The sequence below is a fragment of the Streptomyces sp. T028 genome, assembly GCF_048159505.1.
Classification (GTDB): Bacteria; Actinomycetota; Actinomycetes; order Streptomycetales; family Streptomycetaceae; genus Streptomyces.
The window spans coordinates 109,203-121,410 of record NZ_JBLRVZ010000021.1 but is presented as its reverse complement, the minus strand read 5'-3'; the positions used below and the strand labels follow the sequence as shown (position 1 = coordinate 121,410).

15 protein-coding genes are annotated in these 12,208 nt (G+C 68.3%); 8 read left to right on the top strand and 7 right to left on the bottom strand.

All coding sequences use genetic code 11. The features are described from left to right. Positions 1–30: 30 nt before the first annotated feature. From ACLZN2_RS21435 to ACLZN2_RS21425, 3 genes are all read left to right on the top strand, one after another. Entirely contained in the window at positions 31–390 is a 360-nt protein-coding gene (locus tag ACLZN2_RS21435) for a putative quinol monooxygenase (RefSeq protein ID WP_416980419.1), read from the top strand. A 79-nt stretch (positions 391–469) separates the two neighbouring features. Next, complete coding sequence (gene helR / locus ACLZN2_RS21430; RefSeq protein WP_416980586.1) at positions 470–2,647, top strand: RNA polymerase recycling motor ATPase HelR; 2,178 nt, start codon at positions 470–472, stop codon at positions 2,645–2,647. 380 nt (positions 2,648–3,027) lie between these two features. After that, on the top strand, positions 3,028–3,234 hold the full coding sequence (locus ACLZN2_RS21425) for a dehydrogenase (RefSeq protein WP_416980417.1): 207 nt from the start codon (positions 3,028–3,030) through the stop codon (positions 3,232–3,234). A gap of 147 nt (positions 3,235–3,381) precedes the next feature. On the opposite strand, the gene ACLZN2_RS21420 is transcribed toward ACLZN2_RS21425, so the two are convergent. From ACLZN2_RS21420 to ACLZN2_RS21405, 4 genes are all read right to left on the bottom strand, one after another. Next, a complete protein-coding gene (locus tag ACLZN2_RS21420; RefSeq protein WP_416980415.1) occupies positions 3,382–3,876 on the bottom strand; it encodes a hypothetical protein in 495 nt (164 codons plus the stop codon). A gap of 618 nt (positions 3,877–4,494) precedes the next feature. Beyond that, on the bottom strand, positions 4,495–4,653 hold the full coding sequence (locus tag ACLZN2_RS21415) for a hypothetical protein (protein ID WP_416980413.1): 159 nt from the start codon (positions 4,651–4,653) through the stop codon (positions 4,495–4,497). Positions 4,654–4,696: 43 nt separating this feature from the next. Next, on the bottom strand, positions 4,697–5,164 hold the full coding sequence (locus ACLZN2_RS21410; protein WP_416980411.1) for a hypothetical protein: 468 nt from the start codon (positions 5,162–5,164) through the stop codon (positions 4,697–4,699). Between the two features lie 80 nt (positions 5,165–5,244). After that, on the bottom strand, positions 5,245–5,469 hold the full coding sequence (locus ACLZN2_RS21405; protein ID WP_416980409.1) for a DUF397 domain-containing protein: 225 nt from the start codon (positions 5,467–5,469) through the stop codon (positions 5,245–5,247). Between the two features lie 804 nt (positions 5,470–6,273). On the opposite strand from ACLZN2_RS21405, the gene ACLZN2_RS21400 reads away from it, so the two are divergent. Genes ACLZN2_RS21400 through ACLZN2_RS21390 form a run of 3 tightly spaced genes read left to right on the top strand, consistent with a single transcriptional unit; the run spans position 6,274 to position 7,878 of the window. After that, positions 6,274–6,528, top strand: coding sequence for a hypothetical protein (locus ACLZN2_RS21400; protein WP_048586994.1), 255 nt, complete (start codon positions 6,274–6,276; stop codon positions 6,526–6,528). Beyond that, complete coding sequence (locus ACLZN2_RS21395; RefSeq protein ID WP_416980407.1) at positions 6,500–7,015, top strand: DUF6879 family protein; 516 nt, start codon at positions 6,500–6,502, stop codon at positions 7,013–7,015. Before ACLZN2_RS21400 ends, ACLZN2_RS21395 begins: the two co-directional genes overlap by 29 nt. A 14-nt stretch (positions 7,016–7,029) precedes the next feature. Beyond that, positions 7,030–7,878, top strand: coding sequence for a helix-turn-helix domain-containing protein (locus ACLZN2_RS21390; RefSeq protein WP_416980405.1), 849 nt, complete (start codon positions 7,030–7,032; stop codon positions 7,876–7,878). Between the two features lie 11 nt (positions 7,879–7,889). On the opposite strand, the gene ACLZN2_RS21385 is transcribed toward ACLZN2_RS21390, so the two are convergent. After that, positions 7,890–8,408 (bottom strand): ATP-binding protein, encoded by a 519-nt coding sequence (locus ACLZN2_RS21385; protein WP_416980403.1) that lies wholly within the window; start codon positions 8,406–8,408, stop codon positions 7,890–7,892. A 147-nt stretch (positions 8,409–8,555) separates the two neighbouring features. On the opposite strand from ACLZN2_RS21385, the gene ACLZN2_RS21380 reads away from it, so the two are divergent. Then, positions 8,556–9,416 carry a helix-turn-helix domain-containing protein gene (locus ACLZN2_RS21380; RefSeq protein WP_416980401.1) on the top strand — a complete coding sequence of 287 codons (861 nt, stop codon included), beginning with the start codon at positions 8,556–8,558 and terminating at the stop codon, positions 9,414–9,416. Next, the gene (locus ACLZN2_RS21375; protein WP_416980399.1) at positions 9,413–9,601 is read left to right on the top strand and encodes a DUF397 domain-containing protein; all 189 of its coding nucleotides are present in this window, start codon (positions 9,413–9,415) and stop codon (positions 9,599–9,601) included. Before ACLZN2_RS21380 ends, ACLZN2_RS21375 begins: the two co-directional genes overlap by 4 nt. Positions 9,602–9,687: 86 nt before the next feature. Here ACLZN2_RS21375 and ACLZN2_RS21370 read toward each other — a convergent pair whose 3' ends face one another. Both ACLZN2_RS21370 and ACLZN2_RS21365 read right to left on the bottom strand, forming a co-directional pair. Further along, positions 9,688–11,217, bottom strand: a complete 1,530-nt coding sequence (locus tag ACLZN2_RS21370) for a UDP-N-acetylglucosamine 1-carboxyvinyltransferase (protein ID WP_416980397.1) — start codon at positions 11,215–11,217, stop codon at positions 9,688–9,690. Positions 11,218–11,281: 64 nt separating this feature from the next. Continuing rightward, positions 11,282–12,139, bottom strand: coding sequence for a class I SAM-dependent methyltransferase (locus ACLZN2_RS21365; protein WP_416980395.1), 858 nt, complete (start codon positions 12,137–12,139; stop codon positions 11,282–11,284). Between the last annotated feature and the right edge of the window lie 69 nt (positions 12,140–12,208).

Genomic DNA, 12,208 nt, shown 5'->3' with positions numbered 1-12,208 from the left:
AAGGACCCGAGACCCCAAGGACCCGAGACCATGACGAAGACGCTGCTCGCCGAGTTCACCGCCCGTGAGGGCGCCGAGGACGAGGTCGCCCGCCTGATCCTGGAGTACGCCCGCACGGTGCGCGAGGAGGAGGGGAACCTCGCCTTCGACGTGTACACCAAGGCGGAGGCCCCGCGCGCCTACTGGATCTTCGAGGTGTACCGGGACGAGGACGCCTTCCAGGCGCACCTGCGGGCCCCGTACGGCGGCCCGTTCAACGCGGCGCTCGCCCCGCTGATCGAGGAGGAGGCCTCGGTGCTGACGTTCCTGGAGAAAAAGTCCCCGGAGGAAGAATTCCCGGAGAAAAAGAAAGAGGCGGGAGACCCACCTCCTGCCACTCTCAACATATAGCGCACCGGGGGGCTTGCGGCAAGGCCCCCGTCGTGCCGCAGAATCCCTGGTCGTGGCCAGGATTCCGCGGGAAAGAGAGATTCACGAAGTGGTTGTGCTCAGCGCGTTCGACCTTCCCCACCAGCTCTCCCAGAAGGCCGACCCGGCGCTGATCGCCGCCGACGAGCGGCACTTCGCGGCCGTCGCGGAGTGCCTGGAGGAGTCGATCGCCGAACTGTCCGACCGGCTCGACGCCGAGCTCAGGGCGCCCGGCGGCACCGGCCGGCAGGCGATGGACCGGGACATCGAGGTCCACCGCCTGACCGGCCGGCTGCGCACCCTGCGCCGGTTCGGACTGGACCTGTGCCTCGGGCACATGGTCGGCGCGGACGACTCCGAGCCGGTGTACGTCGGACGGCTCGGCCTCACCGACAGCGAGGGCCGTCGGCTGCTGATCGACTGGCGCTCCCCGGCGGCCGAGCCGTTCTTCGCCGCGACCCACGCCGACCCGATGGGGCTGGCCAGCCGCCGCCGGTACCGCTGGACCCGGGGCCGGATCAGCGACTACTGGGACGAGGTGTTCACCGCCGAAGGCCTCGAAGGGCATGCCGCCGCCCTCGACGACCAGTCCGCCTTCATCGCCAGTCTGGGCGGCGACCGGTCGGAGCGGATGCGGGACGTCCTCTCCACCATCCAGGCCGACCAGGACGCCATCATCCGGGCGGGCTCGCGCGGTGCCCTGGTCGTCGACGGCGGCCCGGGCACCGGCAAGACCGTCGTCGCCCTGCACCGCACCGCCCACCTGCTCTACTCCGACCCGCGCCTCGGGCACCGCCGGGGCGGGGTGCTGTTCGTCGGCCCGCACCGGCCCTATCTGTCGTACGTCGCCGACGTCCTGCCGAGCCTCGGTGAGGAGGGCGTGCAGACCTGCGTCCTGCGCGACCTCGTCCCCGAGGGGGCCGGGGCGGCCGTGGAGTCCGACCCCGAGGTGGCGCGGCTGAAGGCGTCCGCGGACCTGGTGAAGGCGATCGAGAAGGCCGTCCGGTTCTACGAGGAGCCGCCCGCCGAGGCCATGACGGTCACCGTCGACCTGACCGACGTACGGCTGACCGCCGCCGACTGGGCCGAGGCCTTCGACGCGCCCGAACCCGGCACCCCGCACAACGAGGCCCGCAACCAGATCTGGGAGAGGCTCGTCGAGATCCTGCGGGACCGCTACGACGGCGACGACCTCCCGCCCGAGCAGTTCCGCAGGGCGGTGCGCCAGAACAAGGAACTCGTCGGGACCCTCCAGCGCGCCTGGCCGCTGCTGGAGCCGGCCGACCTGGTCGGGGACCTGTGGTCGGTGCCCGCGTATCTGCGGATGTGCGCTCCCTGGCTGAGCCGTGACGACGTACGACTGCTCCAGCGCGCCGACGCCCAGGCCTGGACGGTGTCCGACCTGCCGCTGCTGGACGCGGCACGGCAGCGGCTCGGCGACCCGGAGGCGGCGCGGCGCCGACAGCGGAACAAGGCCGTCCTCGCCGCCCAGCGCGAGCGCATGTCCCACGTCGTCGACAACCTGATCCACGCCGTGGCCGACTCCGGCGCCGACGGGGACGACGGCGAGGGCCTCGTGACCATGCTGCGCGGCGCGGACGCGCAGGTCAGCCTGGTTGACGAGTCCGAACTGCCCGTCCCCGACCCGGATCTGCTCGCCGGCCCGTTCGCCCACATCGTCGTCGACGAGGCCCAGGAACTCACCGACGCCGAATGGCAGATGCTGCTCTCGCGCTGCCCGTCCCGGAGCTTCACCATCGTCGGGGACCGCGCCCAGGCCCGGCACGGATTCACCGAGTCGTGGCGCGAACGCCTGGGGCGCATCGGACTCGACCGGATCGACCTGGCCTCCCTGAGCATCAACTACCGCACCCCGGCCGAGATCATGGCGGAGGCCGAGCCGGTCGTCCGGGCCGCGCTCCCGGACGCCAACGTCCCGACCTCCATCCGCAGCAACGGCGTCCCGGTCACCCACGGCGCCGTCTCGGACCTGGACACGGTCCTCGACGGCTGGCTCGCCGCCCACGCCGAGGGGACCGCGTGTGTCATCGGCGCCCCCGGCTTCCCGGCGACACCCCGCGTCCGCTCCCTCCCCCCGGAGCTGACCAAGGGCCTCGAGTTCGACCTGGTCGTCCTCGTCGACCCCGAGAAGTTCGGCGACGGGGTGCGGGGCGCGGTCGACCGCTACGTCGCGATGACCCGCGCGACCCGCCAACTCGTCGTCCTCACCGGCTCCTGACGGCGGACGGGCCGGCGTGATCAGGCGAGGTCCAGGAGGACCTTGGAGGCGACGGACCGGTCGTGGGCGAGGTCGAAGGCGGCCCGGCTCACCACGAGCGGTGATCGTGTCTATTCCCAAGTGATGTTCCAGTCCGACGACCTTGAGGGGATCGTGCACGACCGAGCCGTGTGGTCACCGATCTACGCGATCTCAGGAACGCTGGACAAGACCCTGAGCGAGATCTTCATACCCGACTATGGCCCACGGCTTGGGGCAGCCAAGGAACGGCTCCGCGCCGACCTGTACCCATCGGCCGTCCGCCCAGGTCAGCACCCAACCCGCCCCCAAATGCCCGCAGCTTCCCAAGCTGCGGGCCTGAACCCCGTATGCTCCGCGCCATGTCGGACGAAGAACCGCTGACCTGCCCCCAGTGCGATGGTCGCCTCACGGTTGGCGCCATGGTCCTCAGCAAGCGGGAGGAGGACGGCCAGCGCGTCTGCCGCGTGGTCTCGGCCTGCGACAGCCGACACATCTGGTGGAGGTGGTCGGACGGGCTCTACGGCGGCTTGGAACCGTGCCCGTACCCGAAGCTCCTCACTGGCTGACATCCACAGCTGACATCAACGACGCCGGACACGGGCGAACACCAGCGTCTCTGTCCGACCGTCGCACCAGTCACCGACAGCAGTTGGAGCAGGACCGGATCGAACTCCTAAAGCGGTGTTCGGTTCCAGCGAACTTCCTCGCCCTGGCTAACTGTCAAGATCCGGAGATCCGTAGCCGGAGAAGCTTGATCGCGGAGGGCGGTTCACCGGTCCCTGAGCAAGGCGTGTGTGCCGCGGATCCACCTGTAGGCGGGCGACGTTTATGAAGTGGAGACGTGCAGTCTCCATGGAGTCCCGCGCCTCGGCCCAATGCTCCTCACTCGTGGCCGTCCGCTGCACGAACTGGTCGCCATATTCCCAGAAGACCTCGTCAATCGCTGCCGCGGCGGCTACGACGGCCGGGGTGCCGACCATCCAGACGGTGCCTAAGGCAACGTTCCAGGGAATCCAATCCACTGTCTCGCCTTCACGCCAGGCTCGCCGCAGTGCCAGTTGAATGCGGGTGGACTCTGCGACCACGGAGGCACATGCCTCGATCTGTTTGTCACGTGACCAATGACTGCGCTCAGCCCGGCTGGTGAGCAGTGAGCCGGCCACTACGCCGATCAAGGCGGTCGCCACCCCTCCGATGATGGTGATCACCGTAGCCCAATCCACCGTAACCCCTCGCGTCGCTGCTCTGCGGACCTGCCTACTCAGCGCGCTTGCCCATACGCCTCCCGTTGCGAAACTCATCGGGGCGAAGTGGTCGTGCCAGACGTGTGCCAGGTCGTACGGGGAACCACGGGGAATGCAGGGGCATCAAGTGACGGCCCACCAGGGCGCCAGGCTCCCTCTTCCCAGGTCAGCGGGACGACGCATGTCGGGAGACCCAAGCTTCCCAAGCTGAAGGCTCGCGCACCGCCGTGATGGAGTTGGCCGTCGCGGCTCCTCTGGTCGACGACACAAGTCGGTAGCGTGGCTGAGGTCGGTGGGGGTGCAGCGAGGCATACGCGTGCGTGGTCGGCCGGTGCACCCGTCGTCGTGGCGGACTGTCGTCGGCTGAGGTTCGTGCCACTGCCGTGCCAGATGCAGGGGGCAGCCACGGTCAACGAGGGTATCTCGCGGCCGAGTTCTCGGCAGCCTGACCAAGTATCGAAGCCCAGCTCAGCGGCACGATCTCCCCGCCTCTCTTGGTGAGCGGGAAGGTGTGCGTCACGATCGCGTCGACGGGCAGGCCCCCGGCGAGCAGGGGCGGAGCACGCTCACCAGATCCCGTTCCTACTCGTTGTCGGCGACGTGGAACGGCGTCCTGATGCGCAGGTAGGGCCTGCGGAAGATGCCGGTCTCCGGGTGCCAGAGCAAGCGTTCGAGCGCGCTGCGGGTGTCCTTGTCGGTGAGGGCGTATGTCTCGAAGTGTCGCGAGAGTCTCAGCGACACGCCGCCAGCACGGCGTGTCGCTGAGACTGTGCACACACTTTGCTCAGCCGGCGGGACAGGTCAGCTCCGGCATCGATCGGTTGGGGGAGCAGGTCACGAGTGCCAGTGACAGATACGACGGGCGTTCGAGATAGAAGCCGAGTGATACATCAGCCCCGGAATCCAGTCGCTCCGCAACGGAATTGATCAGCGTTGCCAGACGGGTGGTGTCGCGGTCCTTGTCGCAGGCGAGCCGGGGCGCGTATTCGGCCAGCCGTTCTCCGAGCCACGATGCTCCTTCTTTCGCCTCGTCCCATGTGCCACGAACCAAGGAACGGGGTTTGATCAGCCAGTACGCCGTTTCCAGCGGTGGCAGATCGGACGTGGGGAACTCTGCGGCCACCTCGCGGTACCGCAGAATCAGTTCGGGCCTGCTTCCGGCAGGGGGCGGCTCAGGATGCGGGGGCCGTCGTAGCGCTTCCTGGTCGAAGCGATCTTTCGGGCCGGTCCACAGATAGCCATGGTGGTGCACGAGTCATTCCCGTTCGAAAGGTGCCAGCCGGACACGGTCCCTACACGGGGATGGGCGGCCCGGCTGGCGGACGGGGAGGATCAGACGTTGATGCCGAAGCGCGCCGGGTCGATACCGGCCGCGTCCAGTTCCTCCGTGGTGAACCGCAGCGGCTGCGAGTCGGGCCGCTTGCTGTCACCAAGGGCCCAGGCGTCGTCACCGATCCGGGCGAGGGTCACGCACCCCTCGGTGCAGGGGCCGCCGCACGCCTTCACGAACGAGGCCCCGTCGATGTCGAGTGCGTACAGATCACTTCCGTTCAGCATCACTGCACCTTCCTGCTCAACTGATCACGGTCATGACTGACCGCCGCCGCCCATACCGGGCGGGAGTCCAGGTCCCCCACAACTGCGGCAGGGGCTCTACTCGGCGCGAACGACCATGGCGAACGAGGTCCGGATACGTCGGAAACCGGCGTGACCGGACCGTCCTGCGTGGCTCATGCACTCCATGTCGACAGGCGCCGAATCATCGGCCGGAGTGGCTTTCCAACCGCAGTGCAGACATTCGGCCTCGAACGTCACATCTGTGTCGGGGTGCTCGGCGATCCTGTGGATCACGTACCGCATGGCCGCTCTGACGCTCACAGCCCACCCCGACGGCTCCGCGCGTTGGTTTCAGCGACTCTGCTGCTCAGTCCCTCGGTCGGCCTGATCGGCGGGGCCTCGAAGTCAGGACACTTCGCGAGCCCGCACTCGCACCGGGGCCATTGCAGGGCCGAACTGGGCGCCAGGTCCGCACCCTCGGGGCCAGGGGCGTTCTTCGGCACCATGAGCACGCCGTCCACGCCGAGTGCTCCGGAGAGACGGGAGAGGAACCGTCGGGCCTCACCGCTGCCCAGACGATCAGCCGCTTCGGTGCCCTGCGCCTTGCTATTGCCCATCGCACCGGACCCTCCCGATCGATTCCGCGTCGATGTGCCGACGGTAGGAAGTGGCGCGCGTCGGGCTCTACAAACTTGCATGAGCTTGCACGACAATTAGCGTGGCCGGTAGCGCTATTGACGCTGTCTCCGCAGTTCAATGAAGCTGATGCAAGCCCGAGCAAGCACCTATACCAGGGAGCCGGCCATGGCCGTAGAGTTCATTGGGATCGACCCCGACACGGACCGGGACCACTGCCCCACCGTGTGGGCGGACGCGGACGCTCAGGAGATCTTGTTGCAGGGGTGGAAGCCAAGCACCGAGACTCAGGCGGAGTGCGAGGCGAGCAGCCCCGCGAACGGCTCGGTACCCGACAGCGAAGCCATCGTCAGGATTCCGGCCCGGATGATCCCGATGATCAGGGAGGCGTGTGATGCCGTCGAGCGTGCCCAGCTTCGCTGAGTTGCTTGGCCAGTGCGAGCGGTCCGCCGTTCACCTGGAACTGCGTGACTCCTACGCCCCGACGGACCGGTTCGAGGCATGGAAGCGGGGCGAACGAATCAATTGGGAGGACCGCGAATCCTGGTGGCACTCCTATGACCAGTTGATCACGGATACCGTGGCCAGGGGCGTGGTGATCCGCCGAGCCCGGGTGGTCTCCGAGCCTGTGTCGGACTACATCCGTTGGGAACACTACGTGACCCGCGCCAACGTCACGGCGGGTGAGGAAGTGCGGTGGTTGCCACGGAGACAAGCCACGAGCATCGCCCTGCCGGGCAATGACTTCTGGCTCTTCGATGACACCCTGCTGCGGGTGCACCACTTCTCAGGTGATGGAGTGGTGGTGGAAGACGAGATAACGGCTGCCCCGGAAGCCGTGAAGCTGTGCTCCGCCGCCTTCGAAGCGGTCTGGGAGCGAGCGATCCCGCACCACCTGTACGAGATCTGACGAAAGCCAGCTCCATGCCCCTGCACCCCTCCTCACGCGTTCAGAAGGCCCGCGAAGAGCTGGCCGGCCGTCTGCGCGAGATCCGGCAGGACGCGGGGATCAGCGGGCGGGAGCTGGCCGTCAGGTGTGGCTGGTCGGAGTCGAAGTCGTCCCGTATCGAGAATGCCAAGACCCCTCCCTCCGACGCGGACATCAAGGCGTGGTGCAGAGCCTGCACCGCTGACGACCAGGCCCCCGACCTGATCGCTGCCAACAGGCAGTCCACAGACGCTCATGTGCAGTGGAGGCGCCTCCAGCGAAGCGGTCTGCGCCGCTTGCAGGAGTCGACTGGGGACCTGTACCAACAAACAAAGATATTCAGGGTCTACGTGTCCGACGTGATCCCCGGATTCCTCCAGACACCCGGATACGCCGCTGCCCTGCTGTCATCGATCGCAGACTTCCGGGGGACCCCGGACGACGTGAGCGATGCTGTGGCCGCCCGCATGAGGCGTAACGAGGTGCTGAGCAACGGCGCCCGCCGGTTCTCGTTCGTATTGGAGGAGTCGGTGTTGCGGTACCGGCTGTGCAGCGCGGAGACCATGGCGGCACAGCTTGGCCACCTGCTCGGGGTCATGGATCTCCCGAACGTGGCCGTGGGGCTCATCCCGTTCTCAGCTCAACGAGCCGTGTGGCCCATGCCCACTTTCACGGTCTTCGACGACACCAGGGTGCACGCGGACACCCTGGACGCTGCTGCTACCCTCACCCAGCCCAGCCAGGTCGAGCTGTACAGCCGGGCCTTCGAGCGGCTGTCACAGGGAGCCGTGAGGGGTCCGGAAGCACGTTCCCTCATAACCAGTGCGTTGGCGTCCCTGGACTGACTTCCTGCGCGTCACGGCAGAGCCCACCGGGCAGGCCTTCGTCCTACGGCGTTGGCGGGAAAGCGGTTGACCGGCGGTGACGGTACGGGTGTCTCGGCGGGTAGCCACAGCTCCGCCCAGATGGTCTTGCCGGGCCCGTCGACGCGCGGCGCGACCGCCCAACGCGACGCCATCCGCGCCACGATGAGCAGGCCCCGCCCCGATTCCTCGTCGCCGGGCGGCTCCTGTGGCGCGAGCGGTGGTACGCGTTCCGTGCGGGTGTCGGTGACCTCGATACGCAGGGTGCGCGGGCTGCCGTCGGTCTCGGTCAGCCGTAGGTGGAAGTCCCGTCCGGGCACGTGCCCGTGCTGTACGGCGTTCGCGGTCAGCTCCGAAGTGATCAGCGTCAGTGTCTCGTTGGCCCGGCAGGTGTACGGGTGACCCCAGGAGTCCAGCCGGTGCGAGACGAGGCGCCGGGCGAGGCGGGCTCCGCGCGTGGAGGACGTGAACCGCATCGCGAACTCGCGGACGGGGGAAGTTTCGTTGTTCATGTGGTCCACGCTGACGTGGTGGTTTTACCGTGACGAGATACGGCACGCACACGGACGGTCACTGTAGGTGGCCTGTCGGCGTGTGTAGGCGGGGTGGAGCGTGACGGTTGGCGCGGGGCTGCGTTGGCCGGGGAGAGGGTGAGGGACATGGGTGAATTGGCGGGACCGGCCGAGGACGAGTCCGGCACGGAGGAGGAGCGCGACGCGGGCGCCGGGTCGGGCATCCTGCGCGTCTTCGGACGCCAGTTGAAGCGGTTCCGGGTACGGGCGGGGCTGGAGCGGCCCGAGTTCGGGTCGATGACGGGCTACTCGGTGTCGACCATCGCCGCGTACGAGCAGGGTCGGCGGGTGCCGCCGCCGAAGTTCATCGATCGGGCGGACGAGGTGCTGGACGCGGGTGGCGTCCTCCAGGAGATGAAGGAGGAGGTTGCGCGGGCGCAGTATCCGGCGTTCTTTCGGGATGCGGCGAAGCTGGAGGCCGAGGCGGTTGAGCTTCACGTCTACGCGAATCAGGCGGTGCCGGGCCTGTTGCAGACGCCGGAGTACGCGCGGGCGGTGTTCGGGATGATGCGTCCGCCGCTAGACGAGGACTCCATCGCCGAACGCGTCGTGGCCCGCCTTGCGCGGCAAGAGATCTTCGCCAAGCGCCCTGAGCCGCTGATGAGCTTTGTCATCGACGAGTCCGTGCTGCGAAGGCCGATCGGCGGCCGAGACGTGCTGCGTGGCCAGTTGGAACAGATCCTGCTGGTGGGACAGAAGCGGACCGTTGAGATCCAGGTAATGCCCCTGGCCAGCGAGGAGAACGCTGGACTTGCTGGCCCGTTCACCTTGATCGAGACGAGTGAAGGGCGCAGGATCGCTTACGTTGAGATTCAGAACGTCAGCCACGTACACACTGAGCGGCGCCTCGTGAAGGGTCTTGAGGTCAAGTACGGGATCCTGCGTGCGCAGGCGCTCACGCCTCAGGCGTCGCTCACCTACGTTGAGAAGCTGCTGGGAGAGCTATGAAAGCCAACGTATCTGGGCTTGTTTGGGTCAAGAGCAGTTACAGCAGCGAGGAAGGCGGCGAGTGCGTCGAGGTCGCCGTCTGCCCTCACGTCATCCACATACGCGACTCCAAGGACATAGCTCGCCGTGGCCTTGCGGTCGATGCCGCCGCCTGGACCGCGTTCGTCGGCTTCGCCGTCAGGTAGGGCTCTGCCCCTGGCCAGGTGCCAGGGGCAGCTACACCTGTACGGCATCGCGGGCAGGCGGAGCCCGGTATCCGCTCAACGCGCGCTCAGATGTCCCGGAAGATCTCGATCTGCGCCCCGATCGAGTTCAGCCGCTCGGCGAGATCCTCGTACCCCCGGTTGATGACGTACACGTTCCGCAGGACGGACGTGCCCTCCGCCGCCATCATCGCCAGGAGGACGACCACGGCCGGGCGCAGGGCCGGCGGGCACATCATCTCGGCGGCGCGCCAGCGGGTGGGGCCCTCCACCAGGACCCGGTGCGGGTCGAGGAGCTGGAGGCGGCCGCCGAGGCGGTTGAGGTCCGTCAGGTAGATCGCGCGGTTGTCGTAGACCCAGTCGTGGATGAGGGTCTTGCCGGAGGCGACGGCCGCGATGGCCGCGAAGAACGGGACGTTGTCGATGTTCAGGCCGGGGAACGGCATCGGGTGGATCTTGTCGATCGGCGCCTCCAGCTTGGAGGGCCGCACGGTGAGGTCCACCAGCCGGGTGCGGCCGTTGTCGGCGACGTACTCGGGGGTGCGGTCGTGGTCGAGGCCCATCTCCTCCAGGACCGCCAGCTCGATCTCCAGGAACTCGATGGGGACGCGACGCACCGTCAGCTCCGACTCGGTGACGACGGCGGCGGCCAGCAGGCTCATCGCCTCCACCGGGTCCTCGGAGGGGGAGTAGTCGACGTCGGCGTCGATGTCCGGGACGCCGTGCACGGTGAGGGTGGTGGTGCCGATGCCCTCGACCTTCACCCCCAGCGCCTCCAGGAAGAAGCACAGGTCCTGAACCATGTAGTTGGAGGAGGCGTTGCGGATGACGGTCACCCCGTCGTGCCGGGCGGCGGCCAGCAGCGCGTTCTCGGTGACCGTGTCCCCGCGCTCGGTCAGCACGATCGGGCGGTCCGGGCGCACGGCACGGTCGACGACCGCGTGGTACTGGCCTTCCGTCGCCGCGATGTCGAGCCCGAACCGGCGCAGCGCGATCATGTGCGGCTCGATGGTCCGCGTGCCCAGGTCGCAGCCGCCGGCGTAGGGCAGCTTGAAGGAGTCCATACGGTGCAGCAGCGGGCCGAAGAACATGATGATGGAGCGGGTGCGGACGGCGGCCTCGGCGTCGATCGCCGCCATGTCCAGCTCGGCCGGCGGCACGATCTCCAGGTCGACGCCGCCGTTGATCCAGCGGGTGCGTACGCCGATGGAGTTGAGCACCTCCAGCAGACGGTAGACCTCCTCGATCCGGGCCACCCGGCGCAGCACCGTGCGCCCACGGTTGAGGAGGGAGGCGCACAGCAGGGCCACACAGGCGTTCTTGCTGGTCTTCACGTCGATGGCACCGGACAGCCGGCGGCCGCCCACGACCCGCAGATGCATCGGTCCCGCGTAGCCCAACGAGACGATCTCGCTGTCCAGCGCCTCACCGATTCGAGCGATCATCTCAAGGCTGATGTTCTGGTTGCCGCGCTCGATCCGATTGACGGCGCTCTGACTGGTGTTGAGCGCCTCGGCCAGCTGAGCCTGTGTCCAGCCACGGTGTTGCCGGGCGTCACGGATGAGCTTGCCGATGCGTACGAGGTAGTCGTCTGCCATGAGGCTGAGGTTATCTCAGATATGAGATGGCGCCTGTTGGCGGGTCCGTTCGGGTGACTCCCCGTCAACGGCGCCCATGGCGTACGTCCCGAGCCCTGCGCCACATCCTGACCTCGGTCGGCGGGATGTGCTCGGCGAAGCGGCCGTCGGCCGACTCCCGCAGGAGCGTCTCGCGCAGGTCCCGCTCGTAGTCGTCCAGCCGGTCGCCGAACAGATGCGGGGCGGAGTCGGACCGGGAGAACGCCCATGCCACGAGGTCGTCCACGGTGCGGACCACGACCTGCCCGGCCGGTACGACATGACGGCCGGCGTGCTCGAAACCGGCCCCGGCGAAGATGGCGTCCTCCCCGCCCGGGGTGCCGTTGACGAGCACCCCCTGCCCCGCGCGGCGGACCGGGCCCAGATACCGCCGCACCAGGTCGCCGATCAGCGAGTACGGGGGAGCGGGCAGCGGAAGCGGCTCCGTGGCCGGGGGCGGGTCCTTGAGGTCGCTGATGTGGACGAGCGTGCCGCCCGGCTCCAGCATCCCCAGTACGGCGGCGGCGACCCGCTCGCGCTCCGTCCAGTGGAAGGACTGCGCGAAGACCACGACCCGGAACTCACCCAGCCCGGCCGGCAGTACCTCGGCCCGGGCGGCCACCCAGCGCGCGTTGTCCACGCCGTCCCGTCCGGCCCGCCGCGCGGCCTCGGCCAGCATGTCCTCGTCCGGATCGAGCCCGACGGCCTCGGTGAAGAACCGCGCCAGCGGCAGCGTCACGATCCCGGGCCCGCACCCCACGTCGAGCAGCCGCCCCCGCCCGTCCAGCCCCAGCATCCCGGCCAGCGCCTCGCCGAACCCCGGGGCGTACGGCAGCCGCCCCCGCTCGTAGTGGATCGCGCTCCCCTGGAACAGCGTCCTGTCCCACTGCCACCCCTCGGGCATGCCGACTCCCCTCGTCATGGGAGAGCCTAGGGGGGTGACGAGTGCCCGGAAGCGGGTTGTGTACTAGAG

Excerpts from the sequence above, each read along its gene's own strand:
- ACLZN2_RS21390 (WP_416980405.1), top strand. The coding sequence starts at position 7,030 with ATGCCCCTGCACCCCTCCTCACGCGTTCAGAAGGCCCGCGAAGAGCTG.
- ACLZN2_RS21395 (WP_416980407.1), top strand. The coding sequence starts at position 6,500 with ATGCCGTCGAGCGTGCCCAGCTTCGCTGAGTTGCTTGGCCAGTGCGAG.
- ACLZN2_RS21375 (WP_416980399.1), top strand. The coding sequence starts at position 9,413 with ATGAAAGCCAACGTATCTGGGCTTGTTTGGGTCAAGAGCAGTTACAGC.
- ACLZN2_RS21405 (WP_416980409.1), bottom strand. The coding sequence starts at position 5,469 with ATGCTGAACGGAAGTGATCTGTACGCACTCGACATCGACGGGGCCTCG.
- ACLZN2_RS21435 (WP_416980419.1), top strand. The coding sequence starts at position 31 with ATGACGAAGACGCTGCTCGCCGAGTTCACCGCCCGTGAGGGCGCCGAG.
- ACLZN2_RS21385 (WP_416980403.1), bottom strand. The coding sequence starts at position 8,408 with ATGAACAACGAAACTTCCCCCGTCCGCGAGTTCGCGATGCGGTTCACG.
- ACLZN2_RS21425 (WP_416980417.1), top strand. The coding sequence starts at position 3,028 with ATGTCGGACGAAGAACCGCTGACCTGCCCCCAGTGCGATGGTCGCCTC.
- ACLZN2_RS21400 (WP_048586994.1), top strand. The coding sequence starts at position 6,274 with ATGGCCGTAGAGTTCATTGGGATCGACCCCGACACGGACCGGGACCAC.
- ACLZN2_RS21380 (WP_416980401.1), top strand. The coding sequence starts at position 8,556 with ATGGGTGAATTGGCGGGACCGGCCGAGGACGAGTCCGGCACGGAGGAG.
- ACLZN2_RS21370 (WP_416980397.1), bottom strand. The coding sequence starts at position 11,217 with ATGGCAGACGACTACCTCGTACGCATCGGCAAGCTCATCCGTGACGCC.
- ACLZN2_RS21365 (WP_416980395.1), bottom strand. The coding sequence starts at position 12,139 with ATGCCCGAGGGGTGGCAGTGGGACAGGACGCTGTTCCAGGGGAGCGCG.